19 protein-coding genes and 1 tRNA gene are annotated in these 21,185 nt (G+C 63.5%); 6 read left to right on the top strand and 14 right to left on the bottom strand.

Going from position 1 to position 21,185, the window contains the following annotated elements; genetic code table 11:
- Positions 1-20: 20 nt before the first annotated feature.
- Both DOL89_RS06670 and DOL89_RS06675 read right to left on the bottom strand, forming a co-directional pair.
- Positions 21-887 carry an alpha/beta hydrolase gene (locus tag DOL89_RS06670; RefSeq protein WP_162937365.1) on the bottom strand — a complete coding sequence of 289 codons (867 nt, stop codon included), beginning with the start codon at positions 885-887 and terminating at the stop codon, positions 21-23.
- 16 nt (positions 888-903) lie between these two features.
- Complete coding sequence (locus DOL89_RS06675) at positions 904-2,688, bottom strand: ABC transporter ATP-binding protein (protein WP_225889930.1); 1,785 nt, start codon at positions 2,686-2,688, stop codon at positions 904-906.
- 176 nt (positions 2,689-2,864) lie between these two features.
- Between DOL89_RS06675 and DOL89_RS06680 the strand changes: the two genes are divergently transcribed.
- Positions 2,865-3,338, top strand: coding sequence for an RT0821/Lpp0805 family surface protein (locus tag DOL89_RS06680; protein ID WP_225889931.1), 474 nt, complete (start codon positions 2,865-2,867; stop codon positions 3,336-3,338).
- 51 nt (positions 3,339-3,389) lie between these two features.
- On the top strand, positions 3,390-4,142 hold the full coding sequence (locus DOL89_RS06685; protein WP_119678433.1) for a peptidoglycan-binding protein: 753 nt from the start codon (positions 3,390-3,392) through the stop codon (positions 4,140-4,142).
- Positions 4,143-4,164: 22 nt separating this feature from the next.
- Here the strand turns inward: DOL89_RS06685 and DOL89_RS06690 are convergent, their stop codons facing one another.
- The 6 genes from DOL89_RS06690 to DOL89_RS06715 all read right to left on the bottom strand — a co-directional run bounded on the left by DOL89_RS06690 (position 4,165) and on the right by DOL89_RS06715 (position 7,955).
- Positions 4,165-4,485, bottom strand: a complete 321-nt coding sequence (locus DOL89_RS06690) for a PilZ domain-containing protein (protein WP_119678434.1) — start codon at positions 4,483-4,485, stop codon at positions 4,165-4,167.
- A gap of 28 nt (positions 4,486-4,513) precedes the next feature.
- On the bottom strand, positions 4,514-5,704 hold the full coding sequence (locus tag DOL89_RS06695; RefSeq protein WP_119678435.1) for a PP2C family protein-serine/threonine phosphatase: 1,191 nt from the start codon (positions 5,702-5,704) through the stop codon (positions 4,514-4,516).
- A 4-nt stretch (positions 5,705-5,708) separates the two neighbouring features.
- Positions 5,709-6,437, bottom strand: coding sequence for an ATP-binding protein (locus DOL89_RS06700; protein ID WP_162937366.1), 729 nt, complete (start codon positions 6,435-6,437; stop codon positions 5,709-5,711).
- 16 nt (positions 6,438-6,453) lie between these two features.
- A complete protein-coding gene (locus DOL89_RS06705) occupies positions 6,454-6,759 on the bottom strand; it encodes an STAS domain-containing protein (protein ID WP_119678437.1) in 306 nt (101 codons plus the stop codon).
- Between the two features lie 18 nt (positions 6,760-6,777).
- Positions 6,778-7,584, bottom strand: a complete 807-nt coding sequence (locus tag DOL89_RS06710; protein WP_225889958.1) for a protein phosphatase CheZ — start codon at positions 7,582-7,584, stop codon at positions 6,778-6,780.
- A 167-nt stretch (positions 7,585-7,751) separates the two neighbouring features.
- Positions 7,752-7,955, bottom strand: coding sequence for a hypothetical protein (locus tag DOL89_RS06715; RefSeq protein WP_119678438.1), 204 nt, complete (start codon positions 7,953-7,955; stop codon positions 7,752-7,754).
- A 440-nt stretch (positions 7,956-8,395) separates the two neighbouring features.
- On the opposite strand from DOL89_RS06715, the gene DOL89_RS06720 reads away from it, so the two are divergent.
- The gene (locus tag DOL89_RS06720; protein WP_162937367.1) at positions 8,396-8,983 is read left to right on the top strand and encodes a hypothetical protein; all 588 of its coding nucleotides are present in this window, start codon (positions 8,396-8,398) and stop codon (positions 8,981-8,983) included.
- A 108-nt stretch (positions 8,984-9,091) separates the two neighbouring features.
- On the opposite strand, the gene DOL89_RS06725 is transcribed toward DOL89_RS06720, so the two are convergent.
- The 6 genes from DOL89_RS06725 to ssb form a co-directional block, all read right to left on the bottom strand.
- Positions 9,092-9,167 (bottom strand) — tRNA-Lys (locus DOL89_RS06725).
- An 85-nt stretch (positions 9,168-9,252) separates the two neighbouring features.
- A complete protein-coding gene (gene coaD, locus DOL89_RS06730) occupies positions 9,253-9,771 on the bottom strand; it encodes a pantetheine-phosphate adenylyltransferase (RefSeq protein ID WP_119678440.1) in 519 nt (172 codons plus the stop codon).
- 16 nt (positions 9,772-9,787) lie between these two features.
- Entirely contained in the window at positions 9,788-12,508 is a 2,721-nt protein-coding gene (gene gyrA, locus DOL89_RS06735) for a DNA gyrase subunit A (RefSeq protein WP_404813492.1), read from the bottom strand.
- 189 nt (positions 12,509-12,697) lie between these two features.
- Positions 12,698-13,996, bottom strand: a complete 1,299-nt coding sequence (locus DOL89_RS06740) for an MATE family efflux transporter (protein WP_225889933.1) — start codon at positions 13,994-13,996, stop codon at positions 12,698-12,700.
- Between the two features lie 471 nt (positions 13,997-14,467).
- A complete protein-coding gene (locus DOL89_RS06745) occupies positions 14,468-15,118 on the bottom strand; it encodes a chromophore lyase CpcT/CpeT (protein WP_119678443.1) in 651 nt (216 codons plus the stop codon).
- The gene (ssb, locus tag DOL89_RS06750; protein WP_119678444.1) at positions 15,118-15,678 is read right to left on the bottom strand and encodes a single-stranded DNA-binding protein; all 561 of its coding nucleotides are present in this window, start codon (positions 15,676-15,678) and stop codon (positions 15,118-15,120) included. The genes DOL89_RS06745 and ssb overlap by 1 nt, the downstream gene beginning before the upstream one ends.
- 422 nt (positions 15,679-16,100) lie before the next feature.
- Here ssb and uvrA point away from each other — a divergent pair, with 422 nt between their 5' ends.
- The 3 genes from uvrA to DOL89_RS06765 all read left to right on the top strand — a co-directional run bounded on the left by uvrA (position 16,101) and on the right by DOL89_RS06765 (position 21,066).
- Complete coding sequence (gene uvrA / locus DOL89_RS06755) at positions 16,101-18,950, top strand: excinuclease ABC subunit UvrA (protein WP_404813483.1); 2,850 nt, start codon at positions 16,101-16,103, stop codon at positions 18,948-18,950.
- Positions 18,951-19,175: 225 nt separating this feature from the next.
- On the top strand, positions 19,176-19,874 hold the full coding sequence (locus DOL89_RS06760; protein ID WP_119680297.1) for a CDP-alcohol phosphatidyltransferase family protein: 699 nt from the start codon (positions 19,176-19,178) through the stop codon (positions 19,872-19,874).
- Between the two features lie 88 nt (positions 19,875-19,962).
- Positions 19,963-21,066: a branched-chain amino acid ABC transporter substrate-binding protein gene (locus DOL89_RS06765; protein ID WP_119678446.1), complete on the top strand. Its 1,104-nt coding sequence runs from the start codon at positions 19,963-19,965 to the stop codon at positions 21,064-21,066.
- The last annotated feature ends 119 nt before the right edge of the window (positions 21,067-21,185 follow it).

The raw sequence follows: 21,185 nt of genomic DNA on the forward strand, positions 1-21,185 counted from the left end.
CCATGCGCTGCATGACCGACCTACTTCGGGATGATCGCGGTTCCCCTGCGTACTTGCTGCTCGATAATTACCGGTTCCGCCGTACCCGACTGTCCTATCCGGTCCAGATATTCCACAACCGCCTCCCCCAGCCCATGGAGGATCAGGTCGTTATGACCTGCCCGGGGCAACCATACCGCCTTCTTCGGTTCCGGAGCCGCTTTGAACAGCTGCCGGCCCAGCGCCACCGGCACGATCCGATCCCGCTCCCCATGGATGATCAGCAGCGGCGCCTGGACATCCGCGATACGGGACAGGCTGTCGAACCGGTCCAACAGCAGCAGGCGCACGGGTAGGAATGGATAGGCCTTGGCCGCGACATCGGTGATGCTGGTGAAGGGTGCTTCCAGCACAAGTGCCGCCGCCTTCCGTTCCGTCGCCAGCCTTACGGCGATGCCTGTCCCCAGGCTCTCACCATAGATCACCAGCCTGCGCCCACTGACGCCCCGTGCCACCAGCCAGTCCAGCCAAGCCGCTCCATCGGTATGAAGCCCCCGCTCCGTCGGCTTTCCGGGGTTTCCGCCATATCCGCGATACCCGGCCAGCAGCACGCCATAGCCGGCCCCGTGCAAGGTCCGGGCAATCTCCGCCCGATAGCCAACATGTCCGGCATTGCCGTGGAAGTGCGCCACCGTCGGCCTGTCTTCCGTCCGCGGCGGCGCGTAGAGGCCGCTCAACAGCAGCCCGTCCGGCGTTTCCACGGTGACTGTCCGGAACGCCGGCAGCCCGACCTCCGCCGGGATCGGGATGGACCTGTCGGGAAAATACTGAAGGCTGCGCTGAAAGGCGAAGACCACCGCACAGAGCGCCAGATACAGGCTCAGCGCCGCGACCACCCATCCCAGCATGCCGAGCCTCCTCTCCTCAGCTTCCGCCGCCAGCCGTTTCCGCGTCGCGGGCGCCAAGCTGGATGGCATGGAAGCGGGCATATGCGCCACCCGCGGCAATCAGCTCCGCATGGGTCCCCACTTCCGCCACGCGCCCGCGATCCAGCACATAGATTCGGTCGGCCTCCATGATGGTGGACAGCCGGTGGGCGATGACAAGCGTGGTGCGACCCTGCTGGAGCCGCTTCAGCGCATCCTGGATGGCCCGCTCACTTTCGCTGTCCAGCGCGCTGGTGGCCTCGTCCAGCACCAGGATCGGGGCATCCTTCAGCATGGCTCTGGCGATGGCTATGCGCTGGCGTTGTCCACCGGACAGTTTGGCTCCGTTCTCCCCGACCAGCGTGTCGTATCCGTCGGGCAGCGCCATGATGAAGTCGTGCGCTGCGGCGTCCCTGGCTACCTGCTCGATCTCCTCCTGCCTGGCGTCGGCGCGTCCATAGGCGATATTTGCGCGGATCGTGTCGTCGAACAGCGCGGTTTCCTGGCTGACAAGTGCGATGTTGGCGCGAAGGCTCTCCAGCGTCACGTCCCGCACGTCGTGGTCGCCGACCATCACCCGCCCGCTTGTCACGTCGTAGAAGCGGGGAATAAGATTCAGGACCGTGGACTTGCCCGCTCCGCTGCTGCCCACCAGGGCCACCATTCGGCCGGCCGGTATATCCAGGTCGATGCCGTCCAGGGCCGGCAGCCCCTCGCCATAGCTGAAGGTCACGCTCTCGAACCGGACCGAGTGTACCGCGCGCGGGAGCGCGGCAGCCCCCGGCCGCTCCGTTATGGTGGGCCTCATATCCAACACGTCGAGCACCCGCTCGGCCGAAGCGAGGCCGATCTGAAGCTGCGCATTCAGCTTCGTCAGGGCGTTCATGGGCTGGTAGGCGAGCATGAAGGCGGTGATGAAGCTGACCAACTCGCCCGCGGTCGCCGTACCGTCCGAAATACGGAACCCGCCATAGACGATGATCGCCACCACTACCAGTCCGCTGAAAGTCTCGTTGATCGGCATCAGGGAGGCTGAAATCCGGTAGCTCTTCACCGCCAATGCGCGCAGCCTCTGAATCAGCCCGCCAGCGCGCGCCTCCTCATGCGCTTCCATCCCATAGGCCTTGACGTGCCGGACGCCTTGGAAGGTCTGCCCCAGCATTGCAGTGAAGGCTCCCAGTTCCTGCTGCGTGCGCCCGGCCACCCGACGCAGCCGCCGACCAATCCGACCGAGCACAATTCCGGCAAGGGGAAACACGATGAAGGCAATGCAGGCCAGTATCCAGTCGCGCAGGAACATCACCGTAACCAGCGCCACCAGGGTCAGCCCGTGCCTGATCATGCCGGTCAGACATTCAGCCACCGCCGCCCGCATCTGCGAGACGTCGTTGACCAGGCGGGAGACGAGCTGCCCGGATGCCTGCGATTGCAGATAGGCGAGGTCGGCGCGGACGAGGTGCCGGTAGACCTGGGCCTGCACCATGGCCACAACGCCCTGCCCGACCTGATTGACCGTGATGGCGTGGAGATACCCCCCCATGCCTCGCGCCACGAAGGTGACGAAGACAACCGCCGCGAACGGCAGCAGCCACCCCTCATTGTTGGGCGTCAGCACACGGTCGAGAAGATCCTTCGTGTACCACGCGATACCGGCGGTACTCACCCCTTCGACCGCCGCCATCAACAGGGCGAAAGCGAGCTGGCCCCGGTATGGCCGGAGATAGTCCCGTGTCAGGCGCGTCAGCAGTGGAAAGGTGCCACGGTGGGCTGGGTTGGTCGGCACGTTCACGAAATCACACGCGAAGGGATCGGCCGCGTTCCTTAGCACACCCACGCCACGGCATCACGCCCATCTCATCCGAGGCCGCTACGATCCTGTTAACCCTTTGGAGCGGGAACAAGATGGTGAGGTGGCGGTTAGCACTGGAAAGATTGCTTCCATCATCGAGGACCACTCCGATGCGAATGCCTGCACGACTGACCGCTGTGGCGGCGGCTGCCGCCATGAGCCTTGGCGCCTGCACCCAGGGGCAGGGCCCGAGCAATGAAACGCTGGGAACGCTGGGCGGCGCTGCCGGCGGCGCTATACTTGGCTCGCAGATCGGCGGCGGTTCGGGCCGGACGGCCGCTACGGCAATCGGCGCCGTCCTCGGCGCACTGGCGGGCCGGGAAATCGCGCAACGGATGAGCAGCGCCGATCAGGAGCGCGCGGCGACCGCCGAACGGACGGCCGTGGCCCGTAACGAGGCCATAACCTGGAACAATCCCGATACCGGCGCGCGAGGCACGATCGAGCCGGTGCGGACCTATACCAACGCCGAAGGCAACCTCTGCCGCGAATACACGCACACCGTCTATATTGATGGCCAGCCGGAGACTGCGCGTGGAACGGCCTGCCGCCAGGATGACGGGACTTGGCGTCTGGTCGCCTGACGCACGCTTATTCCCATCACGGAGACGCACCGACAGGAAGGAGATACAGCGATGCCGATACGGACCCTGCGCCCGCTTCTTGCCGGCGCCGCCCTCGGCGCGGCGCTGGCGTTCGGCCCCGTGCTGCCAGCCTCGGCCGGCCTCGACGAAGGCATCTCCGCCTATGAGGCCGGAGAGTTCGCGACGGCCATGGCGGAGCTGAAGCCCCTGGCCGACCAGGGAAACCCCCAGGCCCAGTACTATGTCGGCCGCATGTATGCAAATGGCGAGGGAACGCTGAAGCACTATTCCCTCGCCCATACCTACCTGACTCTCGCCGCCAACCAGGGCGTGACCGACGCGCTGACGTCGAAAGCTGAAATCAGCGGCAACCTCAGCCAGCGCGATATCATCGACTCGCTTCAGCGGCAGAATGACATGCTCCTGGCCCAGCAGGCCGGTGTTCAGCAGGCTCTGGATCAGGGTGCCGCCGGCACTCAGCAGGCGGCAGCGCAGCCGGCTGGAGAGCAGCAGGCCGGTACGCAGCAGAACGCAGCACAGCAGGACGGCGAGGAAGTGGCCATGGCCCAGCCGGATGCACCGGCAGCGGATGACGATATCGCAGAGATGGACCGGAACGAGTTGGTCCGCGCCGTCCAGGAGCAGTTGAACCGACTTGGCTATAGCGCCGGCACTCCCGACGGGCTCTACGGACCTTCGACCCGCAGCGCCATCCAGAACTTCCAACGGGATGCCGACCTATCGGCCGATGGGGAAGCGACGCCCGACCTCCTCCGCGCTCTCCGCGCCGCGGAGCCGAGCTGACCGAAGGCGGCCGCCTCCGGCATCAAGCCGGCGAGCGGCCGCGTATCCAGCCGGCGACGATCGCGCCGACATTCGCCTGTAGAAACTCAACGCCGATCCCTGCCTTGTTGGAGCGGACGACGCGGATCGGCGTGTCGATCGGCACCTGCGGAAGTCGCAACGATCCTTCTGCTCCGACCTTAACCTCTAGGACTGGAGACAGAAATGCCCCGCCGGGCGACACGTCGGAAATCCGGCAGGTAATTTCCCGGCCCCCAATCCTCAGAACCGCCTCCGCCTGAACTTGGTCCCGTCGGAAATTCCGCCTGTTCCGGAACAGGGCGGCCCTCAGCAATCTCAGCATTCCGTCCCTCCTCCTATCCAAAGACCGATCAAGCGCTACGGGAAATGCATATCGCCGTGAGGTCGTCGGCGAGCGGATGCTGCGCAACCTTGTCGAAGGCGGCCAGCAGCCGTTTGAGCCTGCCGGGACCGCCCTGAAATGCCTCTGTAGCCAGACGCACCAGCCCTGGCTCCCCAATCAGGTGTCCTTGCCCGTCCACCGCTTCGGTCATGGCATCGCTGTAGATCAGAAGCGTGGCGCCCGGCGGAAATGGAACCGTATCCGACGTCAGCATGGGGCTGTTAGTGATACCGAGCATCAGGCCGCTGGCATCAAGCATCGTGGCCTCACCAGCCCCCACGAGCAGCGGACTGGGTGCGCCGGCGGCTGCGTAGCTGAGCGTTCCCTGGCGCGTGTCGACAATGCAGTAGAAGCAGGTCGCGAACTGGCCGACTGGCAGCAGATCCTTCAGCGGGCGGTTCAGCATCAACAGCCATTCCGTCGGCTCATATCCGTGCGGCGGCAGGCGCTCGAGCAGCGTATGGAAGCGGAAAGTATTGATGGCGGCGGAGATACCGTGGCCCGAAAAGTCGGCAACAAGGATGCCCAGCCGATCCGCATCCAGTTCGAACAAGGTCCAGAAATCGCCGCCCAGCTCATCCGAGGGCTCGAATACCCCCTCCAACTCAACCCCGTACCGGGCTGCAACGGCGCTGATCCTGCGCTGGTCCGGAATGAGGGAGAGCTGCATGCTTCGGGCGAGCCGGAGTTCACCTTCAAGACGACGGTGGAAGTCCGTGAGATTCCGCAGCAGGAATTGCTTTTCCAGATGCAGCCTGACTCGCGTCATGCATTCGCCGGGATTGATCGGCTTCGCGATGATGTCGCTGGCTCCTGCCTCGAAACTTCGTACCCCTGCCGGGTCAGTGGCTGGCGAAGTCTGAATGATAACAGGCAAGTCGGCGCCGGCCGGCATCCGGCGGATGGAGCGGCACAATTCCAGCCCGTCCATCCCGGGAACATCCACATCCAGGATGACCAGATCGGCTCCCGCAGCGGCGAACCTGGCCAACCCAGCCTCCCCATCCTCTGCGAAGTCGATCCGGGTCAGCCCGATGCGCGCAAGGCATCGTCCCAACTCATCGCGGCTGGACCCGCTAGCATCCACGACCAGTACGCGGCACTCCGTGAACGGAGCGCGCCTCGCATCAGCCTGGATTGTTGCCGGGTCTGCCAGCATGCGGCTACCTGTGAAATTTCAGCCGAATGCGCCGGCCGCCATCGGCAAAGGATATCTCGTCGGCTATTTCCCGGATTATCTGAAGCCCGCGTCCGGATTTCGCGTCTGGCATCGCGGGTACAAGTCCGGCTGTATCGAAGCCGGCTCCCTGGTCGCGCACCTCCAGAATGAGCGGTCCGCTGTCCCAGCGGGCATCCACGGCCACCATGCGGCATGCCACCTCGGGCCGAGCCAGCGCCTCCCGCACGGCTGCATAGAAGCTGTTATAACCTTCCGCATTGTCGGAGGGACCGCGCCGGATGCCCAGATTTCCATGGATAATGGCGTTAATCAGCGCCTCATGGACCGCCAACTCCACCTCTGGCCGCCGCAAGTGACCCAGGGCGCCATGCGCGACAAGCCAGTCGCATAGAAGCACGGCCACATCGAGGGAAAACGCGGCTTCGGTCGTCAGGCAGAGGACCAAGCGGGTGCCGCCCTGCTGGCCGGCATCCAGCAGGTCGGCCCGATCCAGCCAATCGGGCACCTCGCCCTGCCCGTCCAATTGCAGGAAGCACCATGCTCCCGCTTCAAAGGCCGCTCGGACAGTCGCTGCATCCGCGCGCGACGAAACATGGATGTCGGCCATGCGCCCGCATGCCGATGCAACCGGAACACCAAGCTGATCGGCCACCCGCTCCAGATGGTCGGGGGCGATATCGATCCCGGCGAGAGCGGAGCCAGATGATGTCACGATCCGGTCCATCCCCTCAGTCGCGCACCAGGAACAACGTGTCGAACTTTGCGATCTGCAGCACCCGGCGCACACTGCCCGTCGCGCCCCGCAGTTCGATCTCCACATTCCGCGGCATAGCGATGTCCCGGGCGATCAGGAACATGCCGAGCCCGGAACTGTCGATGAAGTCCAGCCCCGCCAGATCAAAGATGCAACGCGATCCGTGCATCTTCTCCATACTGTCGATTACGGAGCGGAACCTGTCATGGTCCACCAGGGTCATACGTCCGGAGAAGTTGACCACAATCCCGCCATCGATCTCTTGGACTGAATAGTCCATTACCCTCTCCGTGGAGAATCACTCGAACAGATTATCGATGGCCGACTGGTCGAGCGGGACCGGGGTGGCTCCACCAGCATTGCGGCTTTTTCCATCCTGTTTCGCTAGCGCAGCTCCGTTCATCAGCGCGTCGACATCATCCTGACCGATTCCATTGCTGCTTGGGCCATTGAGAAGATGCGCATCCGGACGGCTGTCACCGGGTTCCGCCTGTACCGGGACAACACTCCCGGACTCGGCCGCCCACAGGTTCATCATCGCAGCGACGCGCTGCTCGACATAACGGAGCGCACCGACGACCTTGCCGGTGCGCTGTCCCGTCAGATCCTGGAAGGAGCAGGCTGTGAAGATCTCCGTGACCTCGGCCTCCATGGCGGCACACAACTCCGGATCGGTTCCGATGCAGCGAGCGCGCGCCAGAAGCTCCATGAGCCTCTCCGCGGATTGAAGAATATCGAACGAGGCCCGCTCGGTCGTACTGACGATGGCGTCCAACTCGTGAGTTGCGATCATCAGCCTGTTGCTGTCGGCGTTCTTCGGCTGAAGGGCGGCAACTTCCCGGCGGGCTTGCTCGATCGTTGCCGCCATTTCCAGCAACTCGCGCCGCAGTACGTCGGCGCGGCTTGCCGACGTCAAAAGCATGGCCTGTTCATCGTACAGACGGCGCATATCCGAGAGGGCAGTCGCCAACTGGGTCTGTCCGACTTCTCCCGCACGCCGAGCATGCTCCCGCAGGAAGTCCAGGCCGCTATCCAGCCGGGCAATCCGGTCGAACATGGCGGTGTAGTCTTCTTCGCTGAGCCTTGCCGTTCCCATGTGCGACACGATCAATTCCCCATCCAGCCCCGGTCTGCGGAACCTTCGCGGCCCCATCATGCAGACAAGCACAGTAACACTTTCGGAAGGGGAACCCAATCGGTCTGCGCGTCACTTCCTCCCGCCGAACGGGAGGATATCCGGAGAACTCGCCGCGATGCCCGCTTCGCCGTGCATCAATCGTTGCCGGAAAAATTGCTCAGTTGCGCGAAAGGAGCAGGTAACGATTCGCTTGCACGCAGATCTTTCAGGAACATTTCAAGATCGGCTTGCTCGCTGGGGCTCGCATCCTTGTAGACGCGGGTATGGCGCAACGCTTCCAGCAGGTCATCCCGGTGCTGCCCGGTGGTACTCTCGCCTGGGTGGAGCGTAAATGCCATCCTGCACCTCCGTCCCTATTTTGATAGGGGCAGTGGCGTCGAACGAAAACAACGCAAACGAGGTGCACTAATACTTATGGACGAAGCTTGGCGGCGCAAATGTAGGTATTTGCATAGGCGAGAGCTCCCCAAGCTCGGTAATCTTTTGTAGGTGCGTGTCTGCACTGGCACGATTATCCAGCTGCACGAAGCGGACCGTTCTGCATAAGCCGACGGCTGGCCGGCCACGGTGATCGGACCAGTACCAGAGCATCAAGGACTTACTTGATACCATGGCTCCCCGCCCAAGAATGCAGCCCGGATTCCGGACAGAGGCTGAACTCTGCGAAGCCTTTGTCGCTGTAGTCGGCCCTGACTGGGTTTCCTATCCGGAAACCGCAGGCTGGGACATCCTGCTCGTCCATCGAGCCACGGGTTCTCAGATCGGCATTCAGGCTAAGTTGAAGCTGAACGCAAAGGTGCTTCTCCAGAGCTGCGAGGAGTCCTACCGCCTGATCGACGCTCCTGGTCCCGACTACCGGGCTGTTCTGGTGCCCGCCGGAAGCAGCGTGGATCTGGCCAGACTGGCGGCTTATGTCGGGCTCACCGTGCTCCAGATGGAAGCCCCCGATCAGGCGGGGGCCATCCGGCCGCCTTTCAGCCCCAACCTTCCCGGCCTGACCTCACGTCACCTCAACCCACATTGGCATGAGCTGCTGCCGATGAGCCGGTGCGAACTTCCGGAATATGTTCCAGACGTGAGGGCTGGCGCACCCGCTCCTCTCGCCCTTACGGCTTGGAAGATTAAAGCTATCAAGGTGGCGCTTCTGCTGGAGGCGCGAGGCTACGTCACCCGGGCCGACTTCAAGCGGATGCAGATCGATATCCGGCGCTGGATTACCGGCAAGCGCACTTGGCTGCGGGCAGGTGAACAGGGATTCGTCCGCGGTCCCGGCTTCCCCGACTTCCGCGGCCAGCACCCTGTCAACTGGGAGCAGATCAAAGCCAATATGCCGAAGTGGGCGCCGTCGAACGCCGCGTCGGGATGAGCGTTGAGCTGAAATCGGATGAGAACGCCCCCACCTCAGAACGGGATGACCGCCGGTGGGACAATCTGGGCCAAAAAACCCTTATAAATCAATGGCCCTCTACACGGATGGTGATCCCGCTGGGACTCGAACCCAGGACCCCATGATTAAAAGTCACGTGCTCTACCGGCTGAGCTACGGGATCGATCCGGTCTGTAGAGGGGCCGGAACATAGGGAGGCGGATTGCCTGCGTCAACCGGCAATGCCGCCATTCCCATGCACCTTTTGTTTATTCCGCCTGCTGTTCCGCAGCGAAGCGGTCGGCAAGCCGCTGAGACACCCGCGGGCTGACAAATTGGCTGATATCGCCGCCAAGCCGCCCGATCTCTTTCACGAAGCGGGAGGAGATGAACTGATGACGCTCGGACGCCATCAGGAATACCGTATCCACCTGAGGGTTCAGGCGAGCATTCATGCCGGCCATCTGGAATTCATATTCGAAATCCGATACGGCGCGCAGTCCACGCACGATGATCTGCGCCCCAGTTTCTACCGCGAACTTCATCAGAAGGCTGTCGAACGACCGGACCTCCACTTTCGCCTTCTGGTCCGGCATCGCTGCGAGTTCCTCCCGCACCATCTCGACCCTCTCCTCCGTGGAGAAGAGCGGGCCCTTTCCCGCATTGCGGGCCACCCCGATGATGAGGTGGTCCACGACTCGGCAGGCGCGCTGGATGATGTCGAGATGCCCGTTGGTGATCGGGTCGAAGGTTCCGGGGTAGACCCCGACGCGGTGATGACCGGTCATCCCTGCTTCCTTCCGATCATTCAGCTTCGGGCGCTTCGGGCGACGGCGCGGCGTCACCGCCGTTCTCACCCGCATCGCCGTTGCCGTTCTCGCCATTTGTCTCCTCGGCCAGCCGGGCGACGGAGACGACACGCTCCTCTGGAGCGAGCCGGAACAACGTCACCCCCAGGCTCTTGCGGGCGGTCAGGCGTATGTCGTGGACCGGCATGCGAATCACCTGCCCGCCGTCGCTCACCATCATGACGTTGTCTGATTCGTCGATGGGGAACACGGCTGCGATGGCGCGGTTCCGCTTGCTCATATCCATGTTCCAGAAGCCCTGGCCGCCGCGCCCGGTCACCCGGTACTCGTAGGCCGAAGACCTCTTGCCGAAGCCCTGTTCGGAGACACAGAGGATCACCTCCTCCCGTGCCTGCATTTCGGAGAACTGCTCCGGGGACAGGATGATGTTGGTCTCGACGGGCTCAGCCTCGACATCGGCCGGCTCATCTGTATCCACCTGCTCGCCCAGCGCACGGCGCAGTTCACGGGCCTGTTTCAGGTAGGCCGCCCGCTGCTCCACCGTGTATTCGGTGTGGCGCAGGATGGACATGCCGATAACCTCGTCAGCCTCTTCCACCAGCTTGATACCGCGGACGCCGGTGCTGGTGCGGCCGCTGAAGACGCGGATGTCGGTGACGGGGAATCGGATGCAGCGGCCCCGGCGGGTCGCCAGCAGAACGTCGTCCTGTTCGCTGCAAGGACGCGCCGCGATCAGCCGCTCGCCCTCTTCCTCCAGCTTCATGGCGATCAGGCCGTTGGAGCGGATATTGGCGAAGTCGGACAGGCGATTGCGCCGCACGCCGCCTCTGCTCGTGGCGAACATGACGTGCAGGTCGCCCCAGCTCTCCTCATCCTCCGGCATGGGCATGACGGTCGTGATGAAGTCGCCTTCCTGCAACGGCAGCAGGTTGACCAGCGCCTTGCCACGGGTCTGCGGCGTACCCTGCGGCAGACGCCAGACCTTGAGCGTGTAGACCATGCCGCGGTTCGTGAAGAACAGCATGGGCGTATGGGTATTGGCGACGAACAGATCGCTGACCGTGTCCTCCGCCTTCAAATTCATGCCGGCCCGCCCCTTACCGCCGCGCGCCTGCGCCCGGTATGTCGAGACCGGAACCCGCTTGATGTAGCCGCCCTGGGTGACCAGAACGACCATGTCCTCGCGCTGGATCAGGGCTTCGATGTCGGACTCGAACTCCAGATCCTCGATCTGGGTGCGGCGCGGATTACCGAACCGCTCCTTCATGTCCACCAGCTCGCCGCGCATGATCTCCAGCAGCAGTCCGCGGTCGGAGAGGACACGCAGGAAGTATTTGATCTGGTCGACGACCTGCCCAAGCTCCTCGCCGATCTTGTCCCGCTCCAGCCCAGTCAGGCGGTGCAGGCGCAAATCCAGGATGGCGCGCGCCTGCACTTCCGACAGACGGTAGGTGTTGTTTGCCGAAAGGCCGCGGCCGGGCTCGTCGATCAGTTCGATCAGCGGTGCAACATCGAGGGCGGGCCATTCCCGCGCCATCATCTCTTCACGGGCGCTGGCCGGGTCGGGCGCCCTGCGGATCAGGGCGATCATCTCGTCGATGTTCGCCACCGCCACGGCCAGACCCACCAGGGTGTGCGCCCGCTCCCGCGCCTTGCCGAGCTCATACTCGGTGCGGCGGGTGATGACCTGTTCACGGAAGCGGACGAAGGCGGCGATGATGGACTTCAGGTCCAGCAGTTCCGGCCGTCCGCCATTCAGCGCCAGCATGTTGACGCCGAAGCTGGTCTGCAGCGGGGTATAGCGGAAGAGCTGGTTCAGAACCACGTCGGCCACGGCGTCGCGCTTCAACTCGATCACGACGCGGACACCGTCACGGTCCGACTCGTCGCGGACATCGCTGATGCCCTCGACCAGCTTCTCGTGCACGACCTCGGCGATGCGCTCTTGCAGCTTCGCCTTATTGACCTGATACGGGATTTCGGTGACGACGATGGCCCAGCGATCCTTGCGAATCTCCTCCACATCCGTCTTGGACCGCATGATGACGGAGCCGCGGCCGGTGTGATAGGCGCTACGGATGCCGCTACGGCCCAGAATCAATGCGCCGGTCGGGAAATCCGGGCCCGGAATGATGTCGATCAGCTCATCAATGCTGATCTCCGGATTGTCGATATAGGCGCAGCAGGCATCGATCACCTCCCCCAGATTGTGGGTGGGGATGTTCGTTGCCATGCCGACGGCGATACCGCCGGCGCCGTTGACCAGCAGGTTCGGGAACTTGGCCGGCAGAACGGTCGGCTCCTCCACCGACTCGTCATAGTTCGGCTGGAAATCGACTGTTTCCTTGTCGATATCGTCCAGCAGGAACTCCGCCGCCTTGGACAGACGCGCCTCGGTGTAGCGCATCGCCGCCGCAGGATCGCCGTCCATGGAGCCGTAATTGCCCTGGCCATCGATCAGCATCAGCCGCATCGAGAAGTCCTGCGCCATGCGGACCATGGCGTCATAGATCGCGCTGTCGCCGTGCGGATGGTACTTACCCATCACATCGCCGACGATACGGGCGGACTTCTTGTAGGATTTGGTGCTGTCGTACCCGCCTTCCTTCATCGCATAGAGGATGCGGCGGTGAACGGGTTTCAGGCCGTCACGCACATCCGGGAGGGCGCGGCTCACGATCACGCTCATGGCGTAATCGAGGTAGCTGCGCCTCATCTCGTCTTCGATGGTGACGGGCGCGATATCGGACGGGGTCGGGGTCGGGGAAGTCACCACAAAGGGCTCAATCGTCTGCGGAAGTCAAAAAAGCCCGGCACCACGAGCACGCGCGTGCTGGTCGGTACCGAGCCACGGAAATATGTAGCATCTTTCGGAGCTTTAAACAACGTAACGGGCCTGAACCCGCTACACCTTGCGGCCCAACCACCAGAACCGTCCAGACAGGATTGCCACCGATACCATGCTGGCGATGAATATCCCTTCGAACAGTCCCAGCACGCCCCGCCCCGCCCAGATGCCGAGGCCGTAAGCCACAGGCATCATGACAGCGTAATAGCTGACGAAGTGCAGCACGGTCGGCACCCAGGCGTCGCCCCTGCCGCGCAACGCCTGCGCCATCACCACCTGCCCGCCGTCGGCCACCAGAATCCAGGCGCTGAAGGCCACCACGGGGGCGACTACGGCGATCAGCCTGTCCTCCGTGGCGAACGCCATCGCGATTTCCTCCGGCCAGACCGCGAAGATCAGCCCGACGACGCTGAGGAGCGCAGCCGTTACTCCAAGGCCGGTCCAGCCTGCCAACTGGGTGTTCCGCCGATCCCCGGTGCCGTACGCATTGCCCACCAGAACCGCAGTGGCGGAAGCCAGCCCCAATGCCGCCATGAAGGGCAGCGCAATCAGGTTCAGCCCGACTGTATAGGCGCCCAGTGCCAACGGTCCGATCAACCCCGCAAAAAGGGTCAGCGCCGCGAAGGCCGACGCCTCCAGACCGTTGCTGGCCCCTGCTGCCATGCCGAGGTGACGTTGCTCCCGCGCTGGCCACCAGGGCCGCACCCCGCCGGAGCGGACGCCGTACCGGTCCCGGTCCGCCATCCGCCAGACATAGAGCAGCAGGCCAATGGCGGTGACCCAGCGGATGATCGTCGTGGCCCAGGCCGAGCCTTCCGCGCCCATGGCAGGAAGGCCCAGGCCGCCGAACACCAGAATCCAATCCAGGAAAAGGTTGAGTATGTTGGCCAGGACAATGGTCACCATGCCGGGCACCGGCCGCTTCAGCCCTTCCAGGAAAAAGGTCGTCGTGAAGAACAGGGCCGCGCCCGGCATCCCCAAGCCATAGATCAACATGACTTCGGCGCCGCCCGCGGCCAGATCCGGTTGTTGGCCCGTCAGAAGAAAGAACGGTTCTGCAAACAGACACAGAGCCGCCATGACGCTTCCCAGTGTGAGCGCATAAGGCAAGGAGCGCCGCCAGAACAGGCCGGCCTGCTCCTCCTTCCCGGCTCCCGTTGCCTGGGCGGTCAGCACGATGGTACCCAGCAGCAGGCCTGCCAGGACTGCCAGCATCACGCCCTGTGGCGCGCCCAGCCCCAGATACGCAAGTTCCAGCGCGCTGAACCGGCCCACGAACAGCGTATCCGCCACGGCCATGGTCATCTGACCGGCGCGGGCGATCATTACCGGAACCGCCAGGGCAAGCAGTGCCATGGCATGGCCCCTCAGCCGGATCGCTGTCGAACTGTTTTGGGTCTGGAGCGCAGGCATGGGAAATCATCCGGGGTCGGAATGGTTGAGGACCATCCTCCAGGAACCGGTACTCCGTCAAGAACGGCTGCCGTCGGTCCTGCCTTGCAAACAGGACATCCGCGACCACGGACCTACACCGGAACCGATCACCGGATGAGAAGTTGAAATCAGACATATCCATGGGAACGAATGGAGCATTGCCATGGCCATTGCCCCGACCCCGCCGGGCAGTTCGCCGCCCGGTCAGACGGAACTGCCCCCTCCCGGAGATCAGCCGGTGCACCCGCCTGAACAGCCCGGTGAGACGCCGAGCCCTGACATGCCGCGACCGGCCAGCCCACCCGACGTGCCGACGCCAGGAACGCCAAGTCCGCGCGGCTGAAGATCACAAGCGGCGGACCACTTGGTGCTGCCGCTTGTGCCTGGACCAGCTTATTCCTTGATCGGAACGTCGCCGATGGCGACCTTGTCGAATCGCAGCCCCTCTTCCCTGGGGCCGGATATCTGCCGACCGGACGAATCGTAGCCCCGCTCAGCCAGGCGAAGCCCCTGGGGCTCGATGCTGGCCTGTATCAGCACATAATCCGCATCGCTGTAGGATGGCTTGCAGCCCATGCCCGGCGTACCCCCGGAAAAGGCGAATTCCTGCCGTCGTTGCAGCAGCAACTCGCATCCTTCCACCCGGGTCAGCCGCTCGGGCAGTACGGCCCGAATCTTCTCCGGCTCCCGCCAAGCGCCGGATACGGCCTCCGGGTCAGGCAGCGTATGGATGCGGATCTCCGTCCCACCCTTGTGAGGCTGGAACTTCAGCTGCCAGATTTCCTGGCGCGTCGGCTGGTTGGCTGCAGCAGCATCCGCTCGCTCCACATACATCCAGGGACCATCTGACCGTCCGGTCCAGATGGGTGTGATGCGCAGTAGCTCCGCCGGCCGCGCCGGGTCAGTGCTGGCCTGTCTCTCGGTGCTGTAGTTGCCCGTCAGTATCTTGGCCAGCGCTCCGGCGTCATCCGCCAAAGCCGACAGTGGAAATGCCAGCAGGGCGGCCAACAGGCCGCCCCCCAGCCAAGTGCGGCTTCCCGCCATCAGAACGGAATCTCGTCGTCCAGATCCTCGGTCGGAGCCGGGCGTCCGCCACCGCCGCCACCGCCACGCTGAGTGCCACCACTGCGCTGGCCGCCGCCATAGCCGCCACCGCCGCCGTAATCGCCGCCGCCATAGTCACCGCCGCGGTCCTCGTAGCCCCCGCCGCCACTGCCGCCACCGTAACCGCCGCCGCCGCCGCCGGCATTTTCACGCCCGTCGAGCAGCGTCAGCTCGCCACGGAACTGCCGGAGCACGACTTCGGTCGTGTACTTCTCCACGCCGGACTGGTCGGTGTATTTGCGGGTCTCAAGCTGGCCCTCGATATAGACCTTGGAGCCCTTGCGCAGATAGCGCTCGGCGATCTGGGCTAGATTGTCGTTGAAGATCACCACCCGGTGCCACTCGGTGCGCTCCTTGCGCTCCCCGCTGTTGCGGTCCTTCCAGCTCTCGGAGGTGGCGATGGACAGATTGCAGACCCTGCCGCCGCTCTGCATGTTCCGGATTTCCGGGTCCTTGCCCAGGTTTCCGACCAGGATGACCTTGTTGACGCTACCTGCCATGGGTCGTTCTTTCGCTCTCGTATCGTTCCGTTGCCAATCATCCGATGGCTGCGGCGACCTGGACCCTGGGCGTGCCGCCCTGTCGGGGTCCGTGGAAGCCGGCAGCCTACACGCTCCCGGCAACAAGGTGAACAGTCGGGAGACCTGCGCTCGGACAACGGCTGCCGCTCCACCGTTCCGACGTTGCGGAGACGACAGCCCTTCCTATCGCCCAGCTATATAGAACATTTGCAGAACATATGGAAGAGGGTTAAAACAACACACAACCACCCCTGCCGGCGCTTGACCATGTGCATTCGATAGGGCGTCATTCCGCGCAAGCAAGGGTGGGCGGGTTTCTCTTACCGGCTTTCCCTCCCATATTGCTCCGGCCGCGCTTCCCTTCCCTGCGGCGGACCCTGCGATACAGAACCAGCATGAACATGAAGTCGATCAGCGTCCGCGGGGCGCGCGAGCACAACCTCAAGAATGTCGATGTGGACCTTCCGCGAGACAGCTTGGTGGTGATCACTGGCTTGTCCGGCTCCGGCAAGTCGTCGCTGGCCTTCGATACGATCTATGCGGAGGGACAGCGGCGCTATGTGGAGAGCCTGTCCGCCTATGCCCGACAGTTCCTGGAACTGATGCAGAAGCCGGACGTGGACAGCATCGAAGGTCTGTCCCCCGCTATCTCCATTGAGCAGAAGACGACCAGCCGAAATCCCCGCTCCACCGTTGGCACGGTGACGGAGATTTACGACTATATGCGCCTGCTGTTCGCTCGGGTCGGCGTCCCCTATTCCCCGGTCACCGGACTTCCCATCGAAAGCCAGACGGTCAGCCAGATGGTGGACCGCATCCTGGCCATGGGCGAAGGGACCCGGCTCTACCTTCTTGCTCCCATCGCCCGCGGCAAGAAAGGCGAGTTCAAGAAGGAACTGGCGGAACTGCGCAAGCGCGGCTTCACCCGTGTGAAGATCAATGGGGAGATGTACGAGATCGAGGATGCTCCCAGCCTCGACAAGAAACTGAAGCACGACATCGAAGTGGTCGTGGACCGCATCGTGGTCCGTCCCGACCTGGGCAACCGCTTGGCCGATTCGGTCGAGACCGCGCTGGAGCTATCCGACGGGCTGCTGTTCGCGGAGAATGCGGATGGCGGGGCCCGCACGGTCTTTTCCGCCAAGTTCGCCTGCCCGGAGAGCGGCTTCACCATTGAGGAAGTCGAACCTCGCCTGTTCAGCTTCAACAATCCCTTCGGCGCCTGCCCGGCCTGTGACGGGCTGGGCGAGAAGCTCTATTTCGACCCCATGCTGGTGGTTCCGGATGAGCGGCTGAGCCTCAAGGAAGGCGCTGTCGCACCCTGGGCCAACTCCACCAGCCAGTACTATTTCCAGACGCTGGACAGCATCGCCCGCCACTTCAAGTCCAGCGTGGACAAGCCCTGGAAGGACCTGCCGGAGCAGGTGCGCGACACCATCCTGTTCGGGTCCGGCGGTAAGCCCATCACGATGCGCTATGACGACGGGCTGCGGTCCTATGAGACCAATAAGCCGTTCGAGGGCGTGGCCCGCAATCTGGAGCGCCGCTGGAAGGAAACCGAAAGCGCCTGGGTCAAGGAGGAGTTGGGCAAGTATCAATCCGCTCAGCCTTGCGAGGCCTGCGGTGGTGCCCGCCTGAAGCCGGAGGCGCTGGCGGTGAAGATCAATGGGCTGAACATCGCCCAGGTCTCCGCCATGTCCATCCGCCAAGCGGCCGACTGGTTCTCCGGCCTGAATGAGCGCCTGACCCAGAAGCATCAGGAAATTGCCGCCCGAATCCTGAAGGAAATCAATGAGCGGCTGGGGTTCCTTAACAATGTGGGTTTGGACTACCTGGCCTTGAACCGCGCGTCCGGAACCTTGTCCGGCGGCGAGAGTCAGCGCATCCGACTCGCCTCCCAGATCGGATCTGGTCTGACAGGTGTGCTTTATGTCCTTGATGAGCCCTCGATCGGTCTGCACCAGCGCGACAATGACAGGCTCCTTGCCACGCTGAAGCGTCTGCGCGATATCGGGAATACCGTGGTCGTGGTCGAGCATGACGAGGATGCAATCCGACAGGCCGACTATCTGGTCGATATGGGTCCGGGCGCCGGTGTCCATGGCGGCACTGTCGTGGCCGCGGGCACGCCGGCGGAGGTGCAGCAGCACCCGGACAGCATCACCGCCCAGTACCTGTCCGGCCGCAAGTTCATCCCCGTCCCGGCGCAGCGCCGCCCAGGCCATCCCGGCCAGTTCCTTGAGGTGACCGGCTGCCGCTCCAACAATCTGAAGAATGTCAGCGCCAGGATTCCGCTTGGCACCTTCACCTGTGTGACCGGCGTGTCCGGCGGCGGCAAATCCACACTTGTGATCGAGACCCTCTATAAGTCGCTGGCCAAGCGTCTGATGGGGGCTCGCGAGCATCCGGCCGAGTTCGACTCGCTCTACGGTCTTGAGAACCTGGACAAGGTCATCGACATTGACCAGTCCCCGATTGGCCGGACTCCGCGTTCGAATCCAGCCACTTACACCGGCGCCTTCACCCCAATCCGCGACTGGTTTGCCGGATTGCCGGAGGCGAAGGCCCGCGGCTACGGTCCTGGCCGCTTCAGCTTCAACGTGAAGGGCGGTCGTTGCGAGGCCTGCCAGGGCGACGGGGTCATCAAGATCGAGATGCACTTCCTTCCGGACGTGTACGTGACCTGCGACGTCTGCCATGGCAAGCGCTACAACCGCGAAACGCTGGAGGTCATGTACAAGGACAAGAGCATCGCCGATGTCCTTGAAATGACAGTGGAAGAGGCTGCTGATTTCTTCCGCGCCGTACCGTCGATCCGGGACAAGATGGATACGCTGGCCCGGGTCGGCCTTGGTTACGTGAAGGTCGGCCAGCCGGCCACGACCCTGTCGGGCGGCGAGGCGCAACGTGTGAAACTCGCAAAGGAACTGTCTCGCCGCGCCACCGGCCGCACCCTCTATGTTCTGGATGAGCCAACCACTGGCCTCCATTTCGAGGATGTCCGTAAGTTGCTCGAAGTGCTGCAGGCGCTGGTGGACCAGGGGAATACGTTGGTCGTGATCGAGCATAATCTGGAGGTGATCAAGACCGCCGACTTCATCCTCGACCTCGGTCCCGAGGGTGGCTCGGGCGGCGGCGAGATCGTCGCTTCCGGCACTCCGGAGCAGGTCGCCGACAGCCCCCGCAGCTATACCGGTCAATATCTCCGGCCCTACCTGACGGTGAAGCCAAAGGCGAAGAAGCGGGCGTAAACCGTTGCCACCGCAACCCTCCCACTGCATTCCGGGAGGGTTGCGAAGATGTGAGATGTCGATGGCCGCATATGCTTCATCCTTGCGTCATGTCTGCGGCCTACGGCCGCTTGCGTCCGTCACACAATGCTGGCGCGCGTTCGCCGCTCTGTTCGGGGCTTGGCGGTCGGCGTAATACGCTGGAGCGGGCTCGCCACGCCGCTTTTTCACCGCTATGATTTGGACATGTCCGACCGCCCCTCCGTCTTTCCGTGGTCCGCTTGGGCGGTCCATCTCCTGACTGCGACAGGCGCCATCTGGGCGCTGCTCGCCCTTATCGCCGTGATCGAGGGTGATGCGCGGCTGTGCTTCTTCTGGCTGGGCGTCGCGCTGATCGTGGACGGCATCGACGGGCCGCTGGCGCGATGGGCGCATGTGAAGACGCGGGTAAAGCAATTCGATGGCGCGGCACTGGATCTGATCGTCGATTACCTGACCTATGTCTTCGTTCCGGTCATGTTCGTGTGGCAATTCGACATGCTGCCGCAGAACCTTGAACTGCTTGGATGCTCCCTGATCCTGTTGAGCTCGCTCCACCTCTTCGCCAAGCTGGATATGAAGAGCGACGACAACCATTTTGTCGGGTTCCCCGGCATCTGGAACGTGGCGGTGCTCTATTTCTTCATCCTGGAAACCGCCTCCTGGACGAATGCGGCGCTCGTGGTGGTTCTCATCGTTCTGACCTTCGTGCCGGCGAAGTTCGTCCATCCCTTCCGGGTGGAGCGGTTGCGGCGGGTGACCATCCCGATGTCGGTAATCTGGATCGTGGCGGTGGTCGCCCTGGTTTATGCACATCAGGAATCGCCGGCCTGGGCCTGGAGCCTGCTTGGCCTAAGCAGCCTGTGGTTCGCGGGCATCAGCCTGTGGCGCACGCTACGCGCCTGAAATCCCGTCAACACAGCCTTAATCATGCCCTCCGACCTGTGTTAGCCTCCACCATTCAGGAGAGGCTTCCCTAGGGAGAGCGCATAACATGAAGATCAGGACGTCCTTCCTCGCTCTGGCCGCGTTGGCTGCGGTGAGCGCAGCTCCGGCTCAGGCGGAGACCGTTGTGGGGCTGGGCGCCCCGCTGACCGGTCCCAATACCGTGTTCGGGGAGCAGATGCGCCGCGGCGCCGATATGGCGGTGAAGGACATCAACGCCAAAGGCGGCGTGCTCGGCGAACAGCTCCGCCTCGTCCAGGTAGATGATGCATCCAACCCTAGCCAGGGCGTTGCCGTGGCGAACCGTCTGGCGACAGACGGGGCGGTGGCCGTGTTCGGCCACTTCAACTCCGCAGTCTCGATCCCGTCTTCGGTGGTCTATGCGGATGAGGGATTGCTGATGATCAGCCCGGCATCCACGAACCCGCAGCTCACCGAACAGGGGCTGGATACCGTATTCCGCACCTGTGGCCGGGATGACCAGCAGGGCGACGTGGCAGCGAAGTATCTGCTGAAGAATCACGCCAACGACAACATCGCCATCATCCACGACCAGACCACCTACGGCAAAGGTCTGGCCGACGCTACCAAGGCGGCCCTGAACGCGGGCGGCAAGGACGAGGCGATGTATGACGCCGTGAATGTCGGCGACCGCGACATGTCCGCCCTGATCACCAAGATGCAGGACCAGGGCATCAATGTGGTCTATTTCGGCGGCCTGCATACCGAGGCCGGCCTCCTGGTGCGCCAGATGGCCGACAAGGGCATGAAGGCGACATTCATGTCGGGCGACGGCACGGTGAACCAGGAGTTCTGGAACATCACCGGCCCCAGCGGCGAAGGCGCCCTGGTTACGTTCGGCCAGGATTACCGCGACACGCCGGCCGCTGCGGACGTGGTGAAGCGTTTCCGGGAGCAGGGCTTCGAACCGGAAGCCTACACCCTCTATACCTATGCCGCCGTGCAGGCATGGGCGAAGGCCGCGGAGAAGGCCAAGAGCGTGGAAGGTGAGGACGTGGCGGAAGCGCTGCGCGACGGCAGCTACGACACGGTGATCGGTCCACTTGCCTTCGACGAGAAGGGCGACCGTAAAGAGACGGACTACATCGTCTATCGCTGGTCCAACGGTACCTACGCGCCGCTGAAGCAGTAATCGGGCGTCAACGCTGCGACGGAAGCGCCGCCGGGGAAGGTTCCCGGCGGCGTTTTCGATTCAGGGCGGCTCTTGCCACCCGCCCCGCTCCCGGCGCATCCTCCACCCTTAGAACGATA

The sequence above is a fragment of the Indioceanicola profundi genome (assembly GCF_003568845.1).
GTDB lineage: Bacteria > Pseudomonadota > Alphaproteobacteria > Azospirillales > Azospirillaceae > Indioceanicola > Indioceanicola profundi.

What these genes read in the sequence shown, in the direction of transcription:
- DOL89_RS06670 (WP_162937365.1), bottom strand. Translation starts at nt 887, where the DNA reads ATGCTGGGATGGGTGGTCGCGGCGCTGAGCCTGTATCTGGCGCTCTGT.
- DOL89_RS06680 (WP_225889931.1), top strand. Translation starts at nt 2,865, where the DNA reads ATGCGAATGCCTGCACGACTGACCGCTGTGGCGGCGGCTGCCGCCATG.
- DOL89_RS06685 (WP_119678433.1), top strand. Translation starts at nt 3,390, where the DNA reads ATGCCGATACGGACCCTGCGCCCGCTTCTTGCCGGCGCCGCCCTCGGC.
- DOL89_RS06690 (WP_119678434.1), bottom strand. Translation starts at nt 4,485, where the DNA reads ATGCTGAGATTGCTGAGGGCCGCCCTGTTCCGGAACAGGCGGAATTTC.
- DOL89_RS06695 (WP_119678435.1), bottom strand. Translation starts at nt 5,704, where the DNA reads ATGCTGGCAGACCCGGCAACAATCCAGGCTGATGCGAGGCGCGCTCCG.
- DOL89_RS06705 (WP_119678437.1), bottom strand. Translation starts at nt 6,759, where the DNA reads ATGGACTATTCAGTCCAAGAGATCGATGGCGGGATTGTGGTCAACTTC.
- DOL89_RS06715 (WP_119678438.1), bottom strand. Translation starts at nt 7,955, where the DNA reads ATGGCATTTACGCTCCACCCAGGCGAGAGTACCACCGGGCAGCACCGG.
- coaD (WP_119678440.1), bottom strand. Translation starts at nt 9,771, where the DNA reads ATGACCGGTCATCACCGCGTCGGGGTCTACCCCGGAACCTTCGACCCG.
- gyrA (WP_404813492.1), bottom strand. Translation starts at nt 12,508, where the DNA reads ATGAGGCGCAGCTACCTCGATTACGCCATGAGCGTGATCGTGAGCCGC.
- DOL89_RS06740 (WP_225889933.1), bottom strand. Translation starts at nt 13,996, where the DNA reads ATGGCACTGCTTGCCCTGGCGGTTCCGGTAATGATCGCCCGCGCCGGT.
- DOL89_RS06745 (WP_119678443.1), bottom strand. Translation starts at nt 15,118, where the DNA reads ATGGCGGGAAGCCGCACTTGGCTGGGGGGCGGCCTGTTGGCCGCCCTG.
- ssb (WP_119678444.1), bottom strand. Translation starts at nt 15,678, where the DNA reads ATGGCAGGTAGCGTCAACAAGGTCATCCTGGTCGGAAACCTGGGCAAG.
- uvrA (WP_404813483.1), top strand. Translation starts at nt 16,101, where the DNA reads ATGAAGTCGATCAGCGTCCGCGGGGCGCGCGAGCACAACCTCAAGAAT.
- DOL89_RS06760 (WP_119680297.1), top strand. Translation starts at nt 19,176, where the DNA reads ATGTCCGACCGCCCCTCCGTCTTTCCGTGGTCCGCTTGGGCGGTCCAT.
- DOL89_RS06765 (WP_119678446.1), top strand. Translation starts at nt 19,963, where the DNA reads ATGAAGATCAGGACGTCCTTCCTCGCTCTGGCCGCGTTGGCTGCGGTG.